This is a genomic window from Pseudonocardia sp. Ae505_Ps2 (assembly GCF_001932425.1).
In the GTDB taxonomy this organism is placed as follows: domain Bacteria; phylum Actinomycetota; class Actinomycetes; order Mycobacteriales; family Pseudonocardiaceae; genus Pseudonocardia.
Genome location: NZ_MCIP01000001.1, coordinates 2,908,113 through 2,927,007 on the forward strand (window position 1 = coordinate 2,908,113; position 18,895 = coordinate 2,927,007).

An 18,895-nucleotide genomic window follows, 5' to 3' on the forward strand; every position below is an offset into this window, starting at 1 on the left:
TCACGACCGTTCCAGCTGGGCCCACGCCAGCGCCAGCCGATCGACGAACTCGGCGGCCACGTGCGACGGTTGGGTGAACGGGACGCGGATGTGGGTGTCGTCGCGACCGGTGGCGTCCAGCGCGGGGCCGGGCAGCACCTCCACGCCGTGGCGCAGGGCGAGCTGGGCGTAGGCGGTGGCGTTCGGCCGCGGCAGCGTCACCCACAGCGCGATCCCGCCGTCGGGGCGGCGCCAGCGCCAGCTCGGCAAGCGATCGCGCAGCAGTTCCTCCAGCACGTCGAGCCGGTGCGACAGCTCGGCCGAGCGGGTCGCCATCGGCCAGCCGTGACGGCGCAGCAGCCGGGCGGCGATGGCGTGGTCGAGCAGCGGGCCGCCCAGGTCGATGAGGCTCTTGCGGTAGGTCAGGGAGTCGATGATGTCGGCGGACGCCCGCAGCCAGCCGACCCGCAGTCCTCGCCAGACGGCGTTGTCGAGCGACCCGACGGTGAGGACCTCGGCCTGCGGAGCGCCGTACGCGGCGATCGGCAGTGGTGGCGTGTCGCCGTGGGCCAACCCGATGTAGGAGTGGTCCTCGATCACCGGGACGCGGTGGCGCGCGGTGATGCGGGCCAGCGCCTGCCGGCGGGCCTGCGACATGAGGATGCCGGTGGGGTTCTGGTAGGTCGGCATCACGTAGACGAACGCGGGCGGCCGCTCGGCGAGCGTGCGGTCCAGCTCGACGGCGTCGATGCCCTCGTCGTCGAGCGGCACCCCGACCAGCTGCGCACCGGCGTTGGTGAAGATGTCGAGGTAGCCGGGCCAGCTCGGGTTCTCCACGACGACGCTCACCCCCGGCCGCACGTACAGCTGGGTGGCCAGCAGCACCGCGGGGTGCGCGCCGTTGGTCACCAGGATCTGGTCGGTGCTGGTGGGCAGCCCGGCACGGGTGTGGGAGTCGGCGACCGCCTCCCGCAGGGTGAGCAGGCCGCGCGGCTGGTAGCCCGTGCCCGACAGCAGCTCCTTGAGGTCGGACTCGACCGTCTCGCGGACCGCCTGGCCGATCCCCGCGCTGTCGTCCCAGTCGGGGATGGCGAGTGAGATGACGTCCTTCTGCCCGGTGATGAGCCGGCGCACGATCGAGGTGGTGCGGCCCTCCGGCACGGCCGCGGTGAACTCGCGCCGGGGCCGCGCCTCGAGGCTCACCCGGGTGCCGCTGCCGCGCCTGCTCACGAGCAGGCCCTCGCCGCGCAGCCGGTCGTAGGCCGCGACGACGGTCGTGCGGCTCACGGCCAGCTGGTCGGCGAGCTGACGCTCCGACGGGAGCCGCCGCCCGGGCAGCAGCGCGCCGGACTCGATCGCGTCGCGGACCGCCGCCGCGATGCGCAGGTGGAGCGGCCCGCTGCCGGCCGACCAGTCTCCGAGCACGCCGAGGATATCGGTCGGAAAACGGTCCATTTCCGATGTCATTGAGGTGTTCTCAGTAGCGGGGTGGCAGGTCGTGGCGACACGCCGAGGGTGGTGAGATGAGCGGGAACGGGGCAGGACCCCGGTAGATCGGTTCGGTCCAGCACAGATCGACACCGTCACCGAGGTCCTGCATGTCTGATCCTGTCACCTACACCGCTGTCCTCCCGATCGGGGAGCGCACCGTGGCCTATCTGGCGCGGCTCCTGGTCCTTCAACGCCGTCGACGTGGCACCCGGCGGCGGGCGTTGACCCCGTTCGCCCAGGCAGTGCTGGTGATCCGCTGGTTCTGTGATGCTACCCGGGTCCGATGTTCGGCCGGTGACAACGCGATCAGCACTGCAACGGCCTACCGTTACCTGCACGAAGGCATCGACGTCCTCGCCGCGGCCGCACCCGGCCTGCACGGAGCCCTGCTCGCCGCCCGCACAGCCGGGCACACCCACGTGAATCTCGACGGCACCCTGATCGCCACCGACCGGTGCCGCGCGCTCGGCCTCACCCCCGGGGTCGACCTGTGGTGGTCGGGCAAGCACCGCCGCCACGGCGGGAACATCCAGGTCCTCACCGCACCTGATGGATGGCCGCTATGGACCAGCGACGTGCGGCCGGGCCGCGAGCACGACACCCGCTGCGCCCGTACCCACCCCGGGCTGCTCGAGGGCCTGGCCGCGTTCACCGACGACACCCACGCCGCGCTGGGCGACCTCGGCTACGAAGGCGAAGCCGACCGGCTCACCGTGCCCATCAAACTCGCCCCCGGCCGCGGGCAGACGGTCAACCAGCGCACCGTCAACACCCTGCACTCAGCCCTTCGTGCTCTGGCCGAACGCGGAAACGCCCTGCTCAAGACCACCTTCGCCGCGTTGCGGCGAGTCACGCTATGTCCCTGGCGCACCGGCGTGATCACCGCAGCTGCGCTCGTACTACTCCACACCGAGTACGACCGCACGACATGATCAACCCGCTACTGAGAACACCTCATTGGCCATATCCAAAGGTGCGCGCCGCAGGAAGACTCGCCGATGGTAGTCGACGGGGGCGGCGCCGGCGAGTGATCGCTGCGCCACATGTTACAGCTGACACAAGGTTGTGTTAATTCGTTAGGCAGACTCCTTGACGGAACGAGGCTCCTATGTCTGATGCGATGACGATATCGGCGAGGCTGGACCGAATGCCGATCACCCGGCTGCACGTCATGGCAGTGGTGTGCGTCGGCCTCGGACTGTTCTTCGACACCTACGAGGTCTTCCTCGCCGGCACGCTCTCCGGCGTGCTCAAGCAGCATTTCGAGCTCGGCGCGGACCCGTTGAAGGCGGTGTTGGCGAGCGCGTTCGTCGGCCAGTTCATCGGAGCTATCTTCCTCGGCCGAGTGGCCGACCGGATCGGTCGGCGGCGGGCGTTCCTGCTGAATCTCGGGATCTATTCGTTCTTCTCGCTCGTGGGTGGCCTCGCTCCGAACGTCGAGGTGCTCGTGGTGTCGCGATTCCTCGCCGGAGTGGGCCTGGGTGCCGAGCTGGCACTGGCCGATGCCTACCTGGCCGATCTGCTGCCGGCCAGGCTGCGCGGCCGGTTCACCGCGCTCGCCTACACCGTGGGTTTCCTCGGCGTGCCGACGGCCGGGTTCCTGGCCAGCATTCTCGTGCCATTGAGCCCATTCGGCGTCGACGGCTGGCGGTGGATGTTCATCCTCGGTGCGCTCGGTGCGTTGATCGTCTGGGTGCTGCGGCGGATGCTGCCGGAGTCACCCCGCTGGCTGGAGGCCGTCGGTCGCCACGACGAGGCGGACGCGCTGATGACGAAGTGGGAGGACGCTGCCCGCGCGAGCGGAAAGGTGTTGCCGGAACCCGAGCGGAAACCGGAGAGTCCGACCGTTGCCGAGAAGATGCCGCTGTCGGCCATCTTCGCCCCTCGCTTTCGGCGCACCACCACCATGGCCTGGGTGCTCAACTTCTGCTCGGCGTTCGGCTACTACGGATTCGGCACCATCGCCCCACTGGTGCTGGCCGCGAAGGGCTATTCGATCGTCGCCTCCCTGGCCTATCTCGGGTTCATCTTCATTGGTTACCCGCTCGGCTCGGCGCTGTCCCTACCGATCGTGGAACGCGTGGAACGCAAGGTGCTGATCGCGGTGACCGCGGGTGGCATGGCGGTGGCCGGGCTGCTCTTCGGGTACGCCCAGTCGCCCGCCACGATCATCCTGTGGGGATTCATCTTCACGCTGGTGAGCAACATCTACTCGAATGCCTACCACGTCTATCACGGCGAAATCTATCCGACGGCCCTCCGGGCGACCGGTGCCGGCGTCGCGTACTCGATCAGCCGGCTGACCACGGCCGCACTGCCTTACGTCCTGCTCCCCGCGTTGGTCATCGGGCCGGAGTTCGTGTTCGGCGTGGTCGCCGCCGCGCTCGCCGTCCTGATCGTGAACGTGCTGGTGCTCGGCCCGCGGACCACCGGCAGGTCGCTGGAGTCGGTCACACCCGCGGTCGAGGGGCCCGGCCCGCTCACGGAGGTCGACCTGCCGAAGGGCCCCGCTCGATGAGCGCGCCGATGAGTGCCGAGGACGAGGCCGTCTCCATCTGCCGCGACCTGATGCGGTTCGACACGTCCAACTACGGCGACGACCGCGGGCCCGGTGAGCGGCTCGCCGCCGAGTACGCGGCGGGGCTGCTGACCGAGGTGGGTCTCGACGTCGAGCTGATCGAGCCGCGCCCGGGCCGCACGACGGTGATGGCGCGCTGGCCCGGGGCCGATCCCGAGCGGCCCGGCCTGCTGGTGCACGCCCACACCGACGTCGTGCCGGCCGAGCCCGCGCTCTGGCGCCACCACCCGTTCGGCGGGGAGATCGCCGACGGCTGCCTGTGGGGCCGTGGGGCGGTCGACATGAAGTACTTCGCGGCGCAGATGCTGGCGGTGGTCCGGGCGCGGATGCGGGCGGGTCGCCCGCCGGCGCGCGACGTCGTGCTCGCGTTCGTCGCCGACGAGGAGAACGGAGGTCGGCTCGGCGCGCGATGGCTGGTGGACAACAGACCGGAGCTGTTCGAGGGGTGCACCGAGGCGATCGGTGAGGTCGGCGGCTTCTCGGCGCCGTTGCCGAGAAGCCGCCGGCTCTACCTGGTGGAGACCGCGGAGAAGGGGGTCATCTGGTTCCGGGTGACCACGAAGGGGATCGCCGGGCACGGCTCCATGCTCAACTCCTCCAACGCGATCGCGCAGCTCGGTGAGATCATGCACCGGGTCGGCGAGCACCGGTTCCCGGTCCAGCTCACACCGACGACCCGGCAGTTCATCGACGCGCTGTCCGCCGAGCTGGACGAGCAGTTCCACCCGGACGACCCGGACGCGCTGCTCAAGGCGATCTCCCCGCTCGAACGGATCGTGGGCGCGTCGCTGCAGAACATCGCGTCGCCGACGTTGATCAGCGCCGGCAACAAGACCAACGTGATCCCGAGCCTGGCCAGCGCCGAGCTGGACTGCCGGTTCCTGCCGGGGCACGAGGACGAGTTCATCGCGTCCTTCGTCGCGCTGGTCGGGCCGAACGCGACGTGCGAGATCTTCTATCGGGACGTCGCGGTCGAGACGGACTTCCCGACCCCGCTCACGCACGCGATGGCGGCCAGCGTGGCCCGCCACGACCCGGGCGCCGGTGTGATCCCGTACCTGCTGCCCGCGGGTACGGACGCGAAGCACTTCAGCCGGCTCGGCATCGCCTGCTACGGCTTCGCCCCACTCAAGCTGCCGGCCGACTTCGATTTCCCGGCCGCCTTCCACGGTGTCGACGAGCGTGTTCCGGTGGATGCCCTGCGTTTCGGCGTACCCGTGCTCGACGACTTCTTCGACCGGTGCTGAGTCCCGCCCGAGAGCGGTCCAACAGTAACCGACGCGTAACGTTGACCGCCATCCAGGAAACGTGAGAACCGTATTCTGGACAGTATCTTCGAGTGGATCCGAAAGGGGCTTCGGTGAATCAGTTGCGCCTGGCCCTCGTCGACGGCAACACGTTGTTGCGGGAGTGTCTGGCCGAGCTCTGCGACATCGAGCCCGATCTGCGGGTGATCGGTCAGGCCGACGGCGGCCCTGCCGCGGTGGCGCTCGTGCGGCGCGACCGGCCCGATGTCGTGCTGCTCGACGCGGAGACCGCGGATGGGCCCGTCGACGTGCTTCACTCCCTGGTCACAGCGCCGTCGGCGCCGCGTGTGGTCGTGCTCGGCGTCCACGGGCACACACGTGCCGTGCGCAGGCTGATGGCGGCCGGCGCCCACGGATACGTCTCGAAGCGGTCGACGCGGGCAGAGTTGCTCGCCGTCGTCCGCACGGTCGGCGCACGCAGCGACCAGGTGCTCCTCGCGCTGCCGGCAATCGCCGTCCACCGGTTCGGTGAAACACCTCGCGGACCGCTGTCGCCCCGCGAGGTGGAGGTGCTCGACCTGGTCGCGCAGGGGCTCAGCAATGCCCAGGTCGGCGCCCGGCTGTCCATTTGCGCCGGCACGGTGAAAAGGCACCTCACAAACATCTACGCCAAGTTCGGGGTGCATTCACGGACGAATGCCATCAACCGGGCGGCGGCCCTGCAGATCCTCTGAACGGCCCACTGTCCGACATGGGGAGACGACGAATGACCACGAATTCAGTCCGAGAAATCGCCGCCGATCTCGCGGCCGACGCCGCGCTCTTGGAGATCGCCGAGAACGTCGGCATCTCCACGCTGCTCGACGGGGAGGCCCCGTTCTCCCTGGCCGAGGTCACCGCGCTCGCCTCGGTCCCCGAGGCCGGGGCACGGTCCTTCCTCGGGGCGCTGGTCGCCGCCGGCCTGCTCGATCCCGCGGGCGAGGACAGCTTCACCCCGTGCGCCGACATGGCCGACCGGCGCTACGCCGCGGGCTACCTGTCCTGGTCGCTCACCGCGAATCGGCCCTACCTCGACCACGCGGCGGAGTTCCTGCGCGAACCCGACGCTGTGGCCGGCAGGTACAGCCGGGACGGGCGCAGCGTGGCGATCTCGTCGCGCTGGATCGGCTCGGCCGGCTTCTATCCCGGCCAGGTCGCGGAGATCCTCAGCCGCAAGCCGCAGCGCATCGTCGATCTCGGGTCCGGCGCGGGCGGGCTCCTGATCCAGCTGCTGACGGCGCTGCCGACCAGCACCGGCCTGGCCCTGGACATGAGCGCGGGCGCCTGCGAAGCGGCCGAGCAGGCCGCGGAGCTGGCCGGGGTGAGCGACCGGCTCACGATGGTCAACCGGCCCATCGAGTCGCTGCTGGAGCACCCGGAGCCGGTGCAGGGCGCCGACGTCGTCCACGCCGGGTTCGTCATGCACGACACCGCGGCGCAGCCGGAGGTGCTCGAGGGGATCCTGCGCACCTGCCGCGAGGGCCTCGCCGAGGGTGGGAGCGTCATCGTCACCGACTGCGTCCCGTACGCCCAGGATCCGCGGGAACGCGCCTTCAGCGCGCTGTTCACCTACCTGCACGCCGCATCCATGGAGGTGAACCTCCCGACCGAGACCGAGTGGCGCGCGGCGTTCACCCGTGCCGGGTTCGGCGACGTGACGCTCACCCCGCTGCCGATGCCGGGCAGCCGCCTGATCATCGCGAGCCGATGATCGCGCCCGACGCGCGCAGCCGCGCCGAGATCCTGTACGAGGCCCGCGCGACGCAACAGCCGGTCGCCCCGTTCACCGACAACGACCCGACCCTGGGCGCGGCCGAGGGCTACGCCGTCCAGCGGGAGCTGACGGCGTTGCTGCTGGCCGACGGCGACAGCGTCGTCGGCTACAAGGCGGGGCTCACCTCGGCTCCGATGCAGGAGATGTTCGGGGTCGACACCCCCGACTTCGCCCCGGTGTTCGGCTCCACCCTCCACGCGGACGGCGCCGTCCTCGACCGCGGCAGGTTCATCGCGCCCAAGGTGGAGGCGGAGATCGTGTTCCGGCTGGCGTCGCCGCTGACCGGGCCCGGCGTCGGCGTCGAGCAGGCGCGCGGCGCGATCGGTGAGGTCGCGGCCGGGCTGGAGATCGTCGACTCCCGGATCGTGGACTGGCGCATCCGCCTGGCCGACACGATCGCCGATCTCGCCTCCAACGGGGCGGCCGTGCTGGGCTCCTGGGCGGAGGCCACGTCCGGCACCGACTACCGACGACTCGGTGTCACGTTCCGCCGCAACGGCGAGGTGGTGGCGAGCGGGAACGGCGCCGCCGCACTCGGCGACCCGGTCGCGGTCGTCGCGTGGCTCGCCAACGTGTTCGGCGAGCACGGGATCACCCTCGAAGCCGGGCACCTGGTCATGACCGGCGCGCTGCACGCCGCGGTCCCGCTGGAGCACGGCGACACCTGCACCGCCGAGTTCGACCAGCTCGGCGCGATCACCGTCCACGCGGGACGGGCCGTCCCACCGGATGAGAAGAGGGGGATTCCCCGATGAAGCGAACAGGCGGGCTCTCCACAGCAGTGCTCGGCGCCGGGCTCATCGGTGTCGACCTGGCCGACAAGATCATGCACTCGGATGTGCTGGACCTGGCCCTGGTCGTGGGCCGCGACGGAGCCAACGCCGGCCTCCGCCAGGCCGCCCGGCTCGGCATGCCGATCGCGGACCGCGGCATCTCCTCGATCATCGAGGTGGACGAGCCCTTCGACGTCGTCTTCGACGCCACCAACGCCGTCGCGCACACCGAGCACGCCGAACGGCTCGCGCCCTTCGACACGATGCTGGTCGACCTGACCCCGAGCCGGGCCGGGCGGATGGTCGTCCCGACCGTGAACGGGGCGAGCGCGGCGGGCCTGCGCGACATCAGCATGGTCACCTGCGGCGGGCAGGCCGCGATCCCGGTGCTGCACGCGATCACCGCGGAACACCGCGTCGACTACGTCGAAGTGGTCACCACGGCCGCGACGCTCAGCGTCGGTCACGGCACGCGCATCAACCTCGACGAGTACGTCGACACCACCCAGGACGCCGTCCGCACCTTCACCGGCGTCGGCGACGTGAAGGCGATCCTCAACATCAGCCCGGCCCGGCCCCCGGCGACCTTCCGGGTGGCCATGTCCATGCTGGGCTCGGGCTTCCGCGAGGACTCGGTCCGAGACCTCGCCGAGGGCGTGGCCAAGGAACTGCGCGGGTTCGTCGGCGGGTTCGTCGTGTCGGCGTGCTCGGTGCAGGACGAGCGGGCGTTCGTCGCCGTCGAGGTCACGGCCTCCGGCGAACGGCTCCCGCGCTACGCGGGCAATCTCGACATCATCAACTCCGCCGCGCTCAGCATCGCCGAGCGATGTGCGGACGACCGGCGGTCGATCGCCGAGGCGGAGGCGTCATGAGTGCGGCACCGGCACGAACGATCCAGATCCACGACCCGACGTTGCGCGACGGCCACCACGCGGTTCGCCACCAGCTCGACGCGCAGCAGCTCCGGGGGTATGCCGAGGCGGCGAACGCAGCCGGGGTGCCCGTCGTCGAGGTCGGGCACGGCAACGGCCTGGGCGCGTCGTCGCTGCAGGTCGGACGGGCCCTGCTGAGCGACGACGAGATGCTCGCGACCGTCCGGGAGGCGCTCACCACCAGCAAGATGGCGGTGTTCATGCTGCCGGGCTGGGGCACCGTGCGCGATCTCGACGACGCCGTCGCGCACGGTGTCGATCTCGTGCGCATCGGCACCCACTGCACCGAGGGCGATCTCGCCGAACGCCACCTCGAGCACCTGCGCGAGCGCGGCGTGGAGGCACACGCCGTGCTCCTGATGAGCCACATGGCCACCCCGGAGGGCCTCGCCGAGGAGTGCGCCCGGCTGGTCGGGTTCGGCGCCACCGGAGTCGGGATCATGGCCTCGTCGGGGCACTACCTGCCCGGCGACGTCACGGAGCGGATCACGGCCATGTGCGCCGCGGTCGACGTTCCGGTGATGTTCCACGGGCACAACAACCTCGGCATGGCCGTGGCGAACTCGGTGGCCGCGGCCGAGGCCGGCGCGTCGATCCTGGACGCGTGCGCCCGCGGTTTCGGCGCCGGCGCCGGCAACACCCAGCTCGAGGTGCTCGTGCCCGTCCTGGACCGGATCGGGTTCGACACCGGCATCGATCTCTACAAGCTCCTCGACGCCGCCGACCTCGCCGAACGCGAACTCATGACCGCGCCGCCGGCCGTCGACTCGGTCGCGATCGTGAGCGGGCTCGCCGGAGTGTTCTCCGGGTTCAAGACCCGCGTGATCGAGGTGTCGGCCCGTGAGGGCGTCGATCCGCGCGATGTGTTCTTCGCCCTGGGCCGGCTCCAGGCGGTCGCCGGTCAGGAGGACCTGATCGTCGACGTCGCCCAGACGATGGCCCGTGCCGCCGCAGAGAAAGTGAGTGCGTGATGATCTCGACCTACTCGGTCCTCACCGAGATCCTGGTGGACGAGTTCCAGCTCTGTGCCGAGGACCTGAGCGCGGATGCGCGGTGCGGCGAGGTGGGGCTGGACTCCTTGACCGCCGCCGAGCTCGCAGGACTGCTGCGCAGCCGCCTGGGCGTCGAGGTCCAGGACTACGAGCTGCTGGAGCTGCCCACGCTCGGCGACGTCGCCGCGCTGGTGGAGACGCGCCTGCCGGCCGACCAGCGGCAGGGCTGAGGCCGTGCAGACGGTCAACACGCTGGCCCGCCGGGTGATCGTCTCGCCGGGGATGTGCAGCGGCGGCTCGCTCGTGTTCGGCGAGGTGGGGGACTGGACGTGGGAGGCCGTGGCCGCGGCGTGCCGCACCAACGTGCATGCCGCCCGTACCGCGACCGGCGACCCGGCCTACCTGTCGTTCTACTACTACCGGGTCCGCGGCGGGAAGGTCGTCCACCCGCACGGGCTCGCGTTCGGCGACGAGCTCGACCTGACCTCGCGGGTGTTCCAGTTCGGCAGCCAGTCGACGTTGACGCTGCACGTGCTGGCGCCCGCGGGCCTCGACCGGGCCGACGTGCCGCTGGAACCGGAGGAGTTCTACGAGAACCCGCACCCGGACTGCATGTACGTGGAGAACTGGAACCGCTGGATCGCGCGCACCCGGCCGGGGACCAACGCCGATCTGGCCACCACGGCGCCGCCCGACTTCGAGTTCGCCGACCTGCCGCGCATCCCGAACCGGTTCTCCCCGCGCGGCGTCGTCGGACGGGCGCGGGAGGCGGGCACGTTCTGCACCGACCCACCACCGGGCTTCGTCGCCGGTCCCACCACCAGCCACACCTACCCGCTCGACACGGTGCGCGACGTCAACGGCGCCGGGCTGGTCTACTTCGCGTCCTACTTCGCCATCTTCGACACCGCCCTGCTGCGCCTGTGGCGCGAGCTCGGCCGCGACGACGCGCGGTTCCTGGAGCGCCGCGTGGTCGACCAGAAGATGGGCTACTTCGGCAACGCCGACCTGGGTGCGGTGTTCACCGTGAACGTCCGCCGATGGACCAGCGAGACACGGCCGGAGGTCGAGATCGCCGACCTGAGCCTGCACGACTCGACGACGGGCAAGCTGCTTGCGGCCACGTCGATCGAGGCGGAGGTGGCGGCCGGCTGAAAGGGTCCACTTCGGCTGCGGGTGGCCATTTCCGAACCTGGTCGACGCGGCCAGAGTTGCTCCATGAACCTGTTCGACACGATGGCAGCGATGGAACACGAGCAGGTGGTCTTCTGCTCGGACCCGAACAGTGGCCTCCGTTCCATCATCGCGGTGCACAATACGGCCCTGGGACCCGGCATCGGCGGAGTGCGGATGTGGCCGTATCCCGACGAGCAGACGGCGCTCGACGACGTCCTGCGTCTTTCCCAGGGAATGACGTACAAGGCGGCGATCGCCGGTGTGAACTTCGGCGGCGCGAAGAGCGTCATCATCGGTGATCCGGCACGGCACAAGACCGAGGCGCTCCTGCGCGCGCACGGGCGTTTCGTGCAGAGCCTCGCCGGCCGCTACATCCCCGGCGTCGACGTCGGCACCAGCCAAGCGGACATGGACGTGCTCGCCGTCGAGGCCAAGCGCGTCTTCTCCGGCACTCAGGACCCGTCGCCGCTGACGGCGCTGGGGGTGCTGGAGTCGATCCGCGCCGCCGTCGAGTTCGTCGACGGGTCCCCGGTGCTGGAGGGACGCCGCATCGCCGTGCAGGGCGCGGGCCACGTCGGCGAGCCGCTGATCAGGCACCTCACTCAGGAGGGCGCGAAGCTCGTCATCTCCGACGTCGACCGCACGAAGGTCGAACGACTGGCCGTCGATCTGCCCGTCGAGGTCGTCGATCCGGACGAGATCCTGGGCGTCGACTGCGACGTGTTCGCCCCCTGCGCGCTCGGTGCGGTCGTCGACGACGCCTCGATCCCGGCACTACGCTGCCGCATCGTCGCAGGTGGGGCCAACAACGTGCTCGCCGAGCCGCGGCACGCGGTGGCCCTGGCCGATGCCGGCATCCTGTACGTGCCCGACTACGTGGCCAACGCCGGTGGCCTGCTGCTCTACGTGGGCAACTGGCTGGGGAACGACCCCGAGCAGACCCGTGCGACGGTGCTGCGGATCGGTCGTACCACCGGCGAGATCCTGGCCGCGGCCCGCGCCGACGGCATCGACACGGCGACGGCGGCCGAGCAGCTCGCGAAGCGGCGCATCGAGGCGCTGCGCCACGTCGGCCCGCCGCTGGTCTCCCAGGCCTGACGGGGCGGTGCTGTCAGACCGCAGGCACGAAGAAGTGGCTGCGGCGCACCTTGATCGCACCGTCCTCGAACAGGTAGATGTCGGCGAACCCGAGGGTGACGGGTTCGCCGTCGTTGCGCACGGCCTCGATCCGGCCCCACGCGGCCGCTCGTTCCTCCTCGACGATCGCGCCGTCGAGGGTGTGGCGCCCCTTCGCGATGACCCGTTCTTCGCGGTAGAAACGCATGATGCGATCGCGGCCGACGAACGGATCGTATCCGGGCCGCTCGTAGACCATCTCGGGATGGAAGAACTCCGACAGCTCGTCCCAATTCCGGGTGTCGATGGCCGCGAACATTCCAGCGACCCGGTCACCGTGTGCGCCCATGGCTGAAATGTAAATGTGCGGCGACCGCAGTAGAAGCCCCGATCGGCACACGTCGCTACCCCGAAAGTCACATGCCGCGGACGACGGGAGGGCAATGGTCGTGGCCGCTGCCCCGGTCGGCCGCGTGGTGAGGGGGAGTGGCACGCGCAGTGAGGTGCCGTGACGCGATGCGACCGCAACGGCTGCCGGGGCCAGCAGCGGCGTGACGGGCCCGGCGCCCACTGGATCCGGCGGCACCTGGCGGCCCGGCCCCCGCAATGGGGTCGGAGTGCCGTCCACCACCGGTGCGCCAGGTGTGGCGCGAAAGCCGTGAAACTGTGTCCGAGGGGGGACTTGAACCCCCACCCCCTTATACGGGGACTAGCACCTCAAGCTAGCGCGTCTGCCATTCCGCCACTCGGACGTCGCGATCTCTCGATCGCGTCGTGGGGGAAGCATAGCCGAGGCCGGCGACCGGGTTGCGGCGGGGTCGGTACGGGCACCCGGTGGTAGAACGACGCCCATGACCGCTCCAGCGAACGACCACCCGACCAGCGCCGAGGACGAGGTCGTGCAGCTGTGTTCCGAGCTGATCCGGATCGACACGACCAACACCGGCGACCCCGAGACCCTGGCCGGTGAGGCCGAGGCCGCCGACTACGTGGCGGACAAGCTGCGCGAGGTCGGCTACGACGTCGAGCTCGTCGAGTCCGGCATGTCGAAGCGGATGAACGTGATCGCCCGGCTGGAGGGCTCCGACCGCACCCGCGGCGCGCTGCTGATGCACGGCCACCTCGACGTCGTCCCCGCGGACGCCAGCGAGTGGTCGGTGCACCCGTTCTCCGGCGCGGTCCAGGACGGCTACGTCTGGGGCCGCGGCGCCGTCGACATGAAGGACATGGACGCGATGATGCTGGCGGTCGCCCGCCGCTTCAAGCGTGAGGGCGTCGTCCCGCCGCGGGACATCGTGTGGGCCTTCGTCGCCGACGAGGAGGCCGGCGGGAAGTGGGGCGCGCAGTGGCTGGTGGAGAACCGGCCGGAGCTGTTCGAAGGCTGCACCGAGGCCGTCGGTGAGGTCGGCGGGTTCTCCCTGACCCTCGGTGAGGACCAGCGGGCGTACCTGATCGAGGCCGCGGAGAAGGGCATCGCCTGGATGCGGCTGCGGGCCAAGGGCAAGCCCGGCCACGGCTCGTTCCTGCACGACGACAACGCCGTCACCATCCTCGCCGAGGCCGTCGCCCGGCTGGGGAACCACACGTTCCCACTCACGATCACCGACACGGTGCGGGCGTTCCTGGACCGGATGACCGAGCTGACCGGCGTCGAGTACCCGGAGGACGACCTCGAGGGCGCCCTGGCCAAGCTCGGGCCGATCTCGCGGATCATCGGCGCGACCGTCCGGGACACCGCGAACCCGACGATGCTCAGCGCCGGGTACAAGGCCAACGTCATCCCGTCGACGGCGGAGGCGGTCGTCGACTGCCGGGTGCTGCCGGGCCGCGAGGAGGCGTTCCTGCGCGAGGTCGACGAGCTGCTCGGCCCGGACGTCGAGCGCGAGTGGGTCACCGACCTGCCCGCCGTCGAGACGCCCTTCGAGGGCGCGCTGCCCGACGCGATGCAGGCCGCGCTGCGCACCGAGGACCCGACCGCCGAGATCGTCCCCTACATGCTGTCCGGGGGAACCGACGCGAAGGCGTTCTCGACGCTGGGCATGAAGTGCTACGGCTTCGCGCCGCTGCGGCTGCCCCCGGAGCTGGACTTCGCGTCGCTGTTCCACGGCATCGACGAGCGGGTGCCGGTGGACGCGCTGACGTTCGGCACCCGGGTGCTCGACCGCTTCCTGCGGACCGTCTGACCTCCGCCCGGCGCCGTGACGTACCCGGCCCGCGGGTGGCAGGGTGGCGGCATGGATCTCTCGGGCAAGGTCGCCCTGGTCACCGGGGGCGCGTCGGGCATCGGCGCGGCCGCGGTGGACCGGCTGGTGGCGGCGGGTGCGCAGGTGGTCGTCGTCGACCGGGACGCCGATGGCGCCGCGGCCGTCGCGGAGAAGGCGGGCGGGCTGGCGTTCCCGGCCGACGTCACCGACCCGACGGCGCTGCCCGCCGCGGTGGCCGCGGCGGAGGAGCGGTTCGGGCGGCTCGACGTCGTGCTGCTCAACGCCGGCGTCACCGCGGGCCAGTCCGGCGTCACCGATCTCGACCTGGACGGCTACCGGCGCATCCTCGGGGTGAACCTCGACCACGTGGTGTTCGGGCTCACCGCGGCCGTCCCGGCACTGCGGCGCGCCGGGGGCGGGCACGTGGTGGCGACCGCGTCGCTGGCCGGGCTGATCGGCCTGCCCGGCGACGCGCTCTACACCGCGACCAAGCACGCCGTCGTCGGCTACGTCCGGGCGGCGGGCCCGGCGCTGGCGGGGGAGGGCATCCGGGTCACCGCGGTGTGTCCCGGGTTCGCCGACACCCCGCTGATCGGCAACGTCCGCGCCCAGTTCGGCGACTTCCCGCTGCTGAGGGCCGACGACGTCGCCGCGGCGATCGAGCAGATGATCGAGCGCGGTGAGCCGGGGGAGTGCTGGTACGTCCAGCCCGGTCGCGAGCCCGCGCCCTACGGGTTCCGCGGGGTGCCCAGCCCGCGCGGGGCCGGCACACCGCCGGAGGTCGGCTGGCAGGACGCCTGATCCTTACGGCGGGCGAACGCCGGGCCGTCAGAAGGTGGGCTCGGGCAGCAGGCCCTGCTGGGCGCCCAGCCGTCGTCGCAGCACGATCTTGCGCACGCCGCCGGGGTAGAGACGCAGCCGGGACAGCTCCCAGCCGGAGAACTCGGCCTGGATCGCCAGCCGGACCGACGCCGTGAGCCGGGAGACGTCCCCCTCGATGCGCACCGGGCGGTACTCGTACCGGTCGTCGGTCCAGCCGTCGCCGTCCCGAGTCCCGGCCACCCGATTCCCGGCGGCGGAGTCCTCCGACCCGTTCCCAGCGCCCTCGGTCATGCGTGCCTCCCGGTCGTGCCGTGCTCGTCGGTGCCCACCGGGTGAACGGTGGGTGTCGCGTCGGGCATTCCCACTGTAAGGGGCACCAGGGCCGGCGGGGAGGCTCAGACGGGATCGCTCACGTCGTCCAGCGCGGTGCGGATCTCGGCGGGCAGCACCAGGTCCTCGGCCGCGAGCGAGGCCCGCAGCTGGGCCGCGTCCCGCGCCCCGACGACGGCCGAGGCCACCCCCGGACGGTCCCGCACCCAGGTCAGCGCCACCGACAGCGGCGAGGTCCCGAGCCCGTCGGCGGCGGTGAGGACCGACTGCACGATCCGCGCCGAGTGCTCGGTGCGGCGCGCCTCCACGTACGACGCCAGCAGCGCACTCGCGCCCCGCGAGTCCGCCGGTGTGCCGTCGGTGTACTTGCCCGTCAGCACGCCCCGGCCGAGCGGGGCCCAGGCCAGCAGCCCGAGGCCGTGGTGCCGGGCGGCGGGCAGGAGCTCGGCCTCCGGCTCCCGGGCGAGCAGCGAGTACTCCACCTGCGCCGACACCGGGCGGCAGACGGCCGGGTCGGGCCCGGCCGTGGCGCTGCCCGCGACCGTGGCCAGCTGCCAGCCCGCCGGGGCGACCAGCCCGGCGTAGCGGACCCGTCCGGAGTAGACGGCGACCTGCACGGCGGACAGCGTCTCGTCCAGCGGCACCCGGGGATCCCAGCCGGGGAACTGCCACAGGTCCAGGTGCTCGGTGCCCAGCCGGCGCAGCGTGCGGTCCAGTGAGCGCAGCAGCGCGGTCCGCGAGGCCCGCTCACCGGTGTCGGGGGTCGCCGTGCCGCGCCCGGCGAGGACGATGTCGTCGCGACGCACGGTGCCCCGCAGCAGCCCGCCGAGGACCTGCTGGGCGGCGCCGCCGCCGTAGTCCTCGGCGGTCTCGACGAATGTCCCGCCGGCGTCGACGAACGCCCGCAGCTGGTCCGCCGCGTCGGCGGGGCAGGTGTCCTCTCCCCAGGTCATCGTGCCCAGGCCGACCCGCGACACCTCGAGGCCGCTGCTGCCCACCGGTCTGCGTTGCACGGTCGCCGAGCCTAGGCGCGCGGGCCCGCCGGACCGGTGAGGGCGCGCAGAGTGACGCCCGTCTCGGCGAGTACGGTGACGGCCCGTGATCACCCAGGAGTCGAGCCACCAGGGCCGGACGACCCCCGACCGGGACACCACCGCCCGTGGCCGCGACGGGAGCCGGTCGTGAGCTGGATCGAGGTCGTCGTCCTCGGGATCGTCCAGGGGCTCACCGAGTTCCTCCCGGTGTCCTCCTCGGCCCACCTGCGGATCGTCTCGGCGGTCGGATTCGGCCGGGACCCGGGCGCGGCGTTCACCGCCGTCACCCAGATCGGCACCGAGGCGGCGGTGATCGTCTACTTCGCCAAGGACATCTGGCACCTGTTCATCACCTGGGTGCGCGGGTTCGGCAACGCGGAGGTCCGCGCCACCGACGACTACCGGCTGGCCTGGCTGGTCATCATCGGCTCGGTCCCGATCGCGGTGCTGGGGGTGCTGTTCAAGGACCAGATCGAGGGCGTCGCCCGGAACCTGTGGCTGGTCGCGGTCATGCTGATCGTGTTCGGTGCCCTGCTCGGGCTGGCCGAGCGCTTCGGCTCGCAGGTCAAGCCGATGGAGAAGATCACCTGGCGGGACGGTGTCCTGCTCGGTCTCGCCCAGGCCATGGCGCTGATCCCGGGTGTCTCGCGGTCCGGCGGCACGATCACCGCCGGCCTGTTCCTGGGCCTGACCCGGCCCGCGATCGCGCGGTACTCGTTCCTGCTGGCGATCCCGTCGGTGTTCGGGGCCGGCCTGTTCACCCTGCCCGACGTGTTCGCCGGCGACGGCCCGTCCGGACCGCAGATGCTGGTGGCGGTGGTGGTCGCGTTCGTCGTCGGCTACGCGGTGATCGCCTGGCTGCTCCGGTTCGTGCAGAACAACACCGTCTACGTGTTCGTCGCCTACCGGATCGCGCTCGGTGTCGCCCTGCTCGCCGCCCTGTCGCTCGGCGCGGTCAGCGCGTACTGACCGGCGCCGCGCCGCGTAGCCTCGGTCGGCGTGACGACCTTGATCCTCCTGCGGCACGGCCGGTCCACCGCGAACACCGCGGGCGTGCTGGCCGGGCGCACCCCGGGCGTGGAGCTCGACGACCGCGGATGGGAGCAGGCCGCGGCCGTCGTCGACCGCCTCGCGGCCCTCCCGATCGCCTCGGTCGTGACCTCCCCGATGGAGCGGTGCCGCCAGACCGTCGCGCCGCTCGCGGCGGCCCGCGGGCTGGAACCGGTCGTCGAGGACGACCTGGCCGAGGTCGACTACGGCACGTGGACCGGGCAGAAGATCACCGACCTGCTGAAGGAGGATCTCTGGAAGGTCGTCCAGGCGCACCCGTCGGCCGCGACCTTCCCCGGCGGCGAGTCCCTGGCCGGGATGCAGGCCCGCTCGGTCGCAGCGATCCGCCGGCACGTCGCCCGGGTCCGCGCCGAGCACGGGGAGGACGCGATCCTGCTGGCCTGCAGCCACGGCGACGTGATCAAGGCCGTCCTCGCCGACGCGCTGGCCACCCACCTCGACAACTTCCAGCGGATCGTCGTCGACACCTGCTCGGTGAGTGTCGTCACCTACACCGAGCTGCGGCCGTTCGTCGCGCGGATGAACGAGCAGTCCGGCGACGTCGCGAGCCTGATCCCCAAGCCGAAGCCGAAGCCCGCCGACGGCGAGGAGCAGCCGGTGAGCGCCTCCGACGCCGTGGTCGGGGGATCCACCAACGCCTGAGGCGGAGTGATCCACCTCGCATCGCCGCGATGACGGCACCCGCGGGTGACCGCGGGGATGCCCCCGGAGCCGGATACGCCTACCCTGGGAAGGGTCATGGCACGCGTCATCCACGTCTTCCGCCGACCCGACCGCTTCGTGGCCGGGACCGTCGGCGAGCCCGGCGATCGCGCCTTCTACCTGCAGGCGATCGAGAGCAGCCGCACGATCAGCGTCCTGCTGGAGAAACAGCAGGTCTCGGTGCTGGCCGAACGCATCACGGCGCTGCTCGGCGAGGTGTCCAAGCGCTTCGGCGAGGACAACCTCCTCGGCGCGACGGTGGCCACCGGCTCGTGGGACAACGACCCGCTCGCGGTCCCGCTGGAGGAGGAGTTCCGGGTCGGGACCATGGGTCTGGGCTGGGACGCGGACTCGAGCTCGATCGTCGTCGAGCTGCTCGCGGTGACCGAGGAGGAGATCGACGAGTCGGTCGTCCTCGACGACACCGAGGAGGGCCCGGACGCGCTGCGCGTGTTCCTGTCCCCGACCGCGGCGAAGTCCTTCGCCGAGCGCGCCGAGAAGGTCGTCGACGCCGGCCGAGCGCCGTGCCCGCTGTGCGCCGAGCCGCTCGACCCGGAGGGCCACGTCTGCGTGCGCCTCAACGGCTACCACGACCGCAACCCCGTGGCCGGGACGGAGTGACGCTCGACCTGCGC

Annotated in this window: 20 protein-coding genes and 1 tRNA gene; 16 read left to right on the forward strand and 5 right to left on the reverse strand. The window is 71.4% G+C overall.

Annotation, left to right across the window (positions count from 1 at the left end):
• A complete protein-coding gene (locus Ae505Ps2_RS13940; RefSeq protein WP_249265268.1) occupies positions 1-1,404 on the reverse strand; it encodes a PLP-dependent aminotransferase family protein in 1,404 nt (467 codons plus the stop codon).
• 173 nt (positions 1,405-1,577) lie between these two features.
• Here Ae505Ps2_RS13940 and Ae505Ps2_RS13945 point away from each other — a divergent pair, with 173 nt between their 5' ends.
• The 11 genes from Ae505Ps2_RS13945 (at position 1,578) to Ae505Ps2_RS13995 (ending at position 12,079) form a co-directional block, all read left to right on the forward strand.
• A complete protein-coding gene (locus tag Ae505Ps2_RS13945) occupies positions 1,578-2,402 on the forward strand; it encodes a transposase family protein (RefSeq protein WP_075553681.1) in 825 nt (274 codons plus the stop codon).
• 176 nt (positions 2,403-2,578) lie between these two features.
• Entirely contained in the window at positions 2,579-3,988 is a 1,410-nt protein-coding gene (locus Ae505Ps2_RS13950) for an MFS transporter (protein WP_075306997.1), read from the forward strand.
• Positions 3,989-3,996: 8 nt separating this feature from the next.
• Complete coding sequence (locus Ae505Ps2_RS13955; RefSeq protein ID WP_249265269.1) at positions 3,997-5,295, forward strand: M20/M25/M40 family metallo-hydrolase; 1,299 nt, start codon at positions 3,997-3,999, stop codon at positions 5,293-5,295.
• Positions 5,296-5,408: 113 nt separating this feature from the next.
• Positions 5,409-6,029 carry a response regulator transcription factor gene (locus tag Ae505Ps2_RS13960; RefSeq protein ID WP_020628356.1) on the forward strand — a complete coding sequence of 207 codons (621 nt, stop codon included), beginning with the start codon at positions 5,409-5,411 and terminating at the stop codon, positions 6,027-6,029.
• Positions 6,030-6,061: 32 nt separating this feature from the next.
• Positions 6,062-7,045, forward strand: a complete 984-nt coding sequence (locus Ae505Ps2_RS13965) for a methyltransferase domain-containing protein (protein WP_139318786.1) — start codon at positions 6,062-6,064, stop codon at positions 7,043-7,045.
• Positions 7,042-7,863 (forward strand): fumarylacetoacetate hydrolase family protein, encoded by an 822-nt coding sequence (locus tag Ae505Ps2_RS13970; RefSeq protein ID WP_075333081.1) that lies wholly within the window; start codon positions 7,042-7,044, stop codon positions 7,861-7,863. Before Ae505Ps2_RS13965 ends, Ae505Ps2_RS13970 begins: the two co-directional genes overlap by 4 nt.
• Positions 7,860-8,753 carry an acetaldehyde dehydrogenase (acetylating) gene (locus Ae505Ps2_RS13975; protein ID WP_075333082.1) on the forward strand — a complete coding sequence of 298 codons (894 nt, stop codon included), beginning with the start codon at positions 7,860-7,862 and terminating at the stop codon, positions 8,751-8,753. The genes Ae505Ps2_RS13970 and Ae505Ps2_RS13975 overlap by 4 nt, the downstream gene beginning before the upstream one ends.
• A complete protein-coding gene (gene dmpG, locus Ae505Ps2_RS13980; protein ID WP_075553683.1) occupies positions 8,750-9,784 on the forward strand; it encodes a 4-hydroxy-2-oxovalerate aldolase in 1,035 nt (344 codons plus the stop codon). The genes Ae505Ps2_RS13975 and dmpG overlap by 4 nt, the downstream gene beginning before the upstream one ends.
• Positions 9,784-10,035, forward strand: coding sequence for an acyl carrier protein (locus tag Ae505Ps2_RS13985; RefSeq protein WP_020626707.1), 252 nt, complete (start codon positions 9,784-9,786; stop codon positions 10,033-10,035). Before dmpG ends, Ae505Ps2_RS13985 begins: the two co-directional genes overlap by 1 nt.
• A 4-nt stretch (positions 10,036-10,039) precedes the next feature.
• Positions 10,040-10,960 carry an LnmK family bifunctional acyltransferase/decarboxylase gene (locus Ae505Ps2_RS13990; protein ID WP_075307819.1) on the forward strand — a complete coding sequence of 307 codons (921 nt, stop codon included), beginning with the start codon at positions 10,040-10,042 and terminating at the stop codon, positions 10,958-10,960.
• 63 nt (positions 10,961-11,023) lie between these two features.
• Positions 11,024-12,079, forward strand: a complete 1,056-nt coding sequence (locus Ae505Ps2_RS13995; RefSeq protein WP_075333083.1) for a Glu/Leu/Phe/Val dehydrogenase dimerization domain-containing protein — start codon at positions 11,024-11,026, stop codon at positions 12,077-12,079.
• A gap of 13 nt (positions 12,080-12,092) precedes the next feature.
• Here the strand turns inward: Ae505Ps2_RS13995 and Ae505Ps2_RS14000 are convergent, their stop codons facing one another.
• Both Ae505Ps2_RS14000 and Ae505Ps2_RS14005 read right to left on the reverse strand, forming a co-directional pair.
• Complete coding sequence (locus Ae505Ps2_RS14000; RefSeq protein ID WP_020626704.1) at positions 12,093-12,416, reverse strand: nuclear transport factor 2 family protein; 324 nt, start codon at positions 12,414-12,416, stop codon at positions 12,093-12,095.
• A gap of 348 nt (positions 12,417-12,764) precedes the next feature.
• A tRNA-Leu gene (locus Ae505Ps2_RS14005) sits at positions 12,765-12,849 on the reverse strand.
• A 99-nt stretch (positions 12,850-12,948) separates the two neighbouring features.
• On the opposite strand from Ae505Ps2_RS14005, the gene Ae505Ps2_RS14010 reads away from it, so the two are divergent.
• Together Ae505Ps2_RS14010 and Ae505Ps2_RS14015 are read left to right on the forward strand one after the other, a co-directional pair.
• Positions 12,949-14,280: a M20/M25/M40 family metallo-hydrolase gene (locus Ae505Ps2_RS14010; RefSeq protein ID WP_075307813.1), complete on the forward strand. Its 1,332-nt coding sequence runs from the start codon at positions 12,949-12,951 to the stop codon at positions 14,278-14,280.
• A 51-nt stretch (positions 14,281-14,331) separates the two neighbouring features.
• The gene (locus tag Ae505Ps2_RS14015) at positions 14,332-15,102 is read left to right on the forward strand and encodes an SDR family oxidoreductase (protein ID WP_075312202.1); all 771 of its coding nucleotides are present in this window, start codon (positions 14,332-14,334) and stop codon (positions 15,100-15,102) included.
• 27 nt (positions 15,103-15,129) lie between these two features.
• On the opposite strand, the gene Ae505Ps2_RS14020 is transcribed toward Ae505Ps2_RS14015, so the two are convergent.
• Together Ae505Ps2_RS14020 and Ae505Ps2_RS14025 are read right to left on the reverse strand one after the other, a co-directional pair.
• Entirely contained in the window at positions 15,130-15,414 is a 285-nt protein-coding gene (locus Ae505Ps2_RS14020) for a DUF5703 family protein (RefSeq protein ID WP_062400830.1), read from the reverse strand.
• 104 nt (positions 15,415-15,518) lie between these two features.
• Positions 15,519-16,466: an aldo/keto reductase gene (locus tag Ae505Ps2_RS14025; protein ID WP_075307811.1), complete on the reverse strand. Its 948-nt coding sequence runs from the start codon at positions 16,464-16,466 to the stop codon at positions 15,519-15,521.
• Positions 16,467-16,634: 168 nt separating this feature from the next.
• Here Ae505Ps2_RS14025 and Ae505Ps2_RS14030 point away from each other — a divergent pair, with 168 nt between their 5' ends.
• The 3 genes from Ae505Ps2_RS14030 to Ae505Ps2_RS14040 all read left to right on the forward strand — a co-directional run bounded on the left by Ae505Ps2_RS14030 (position 16,635) and on the right by Ae505Ps2_RS14040 (position 18,881).
• Complete coding sequence (locus Ae505Ps2_RS14030; protein ID WP_060710947.1) at positions 16,635-17,456, forward strand: undecaprenyl-diphosphate phosphatase; 822 nt, start codon at positions 16,635-16,637, stop codon at positions 17,454-17,456.
• Positions 17,457-17,486: 30 nt separating this feature from the next.
• Complete coding sequence (locus Ae505Ps2_RS14035) at positions 17,487-18,200, forward strand: histidine phosphatase family protein (RefSeq protein ID WP_075307809.1); 714 nt, start codon at positions 17,487-17,489, stop codon at positions 18,198-18,200.
• 96 nt (positions 18,201-18,296) lie between these two features.
• The gene (locus tag Ae505Ps2_RS14040; protein ID WP_075307807.1) at positions 18,297-18,881 is read left to right on the forward strand and encodes a DUF3090 domain-containing protein; all 585 of its coding nucleotides are present in this window, start codon (positions 18,297-18,299) and stop codon (positions 18,879-18,881) included.
• Positions 18,882-18,895: the final 14 nt, after the last annotated feature.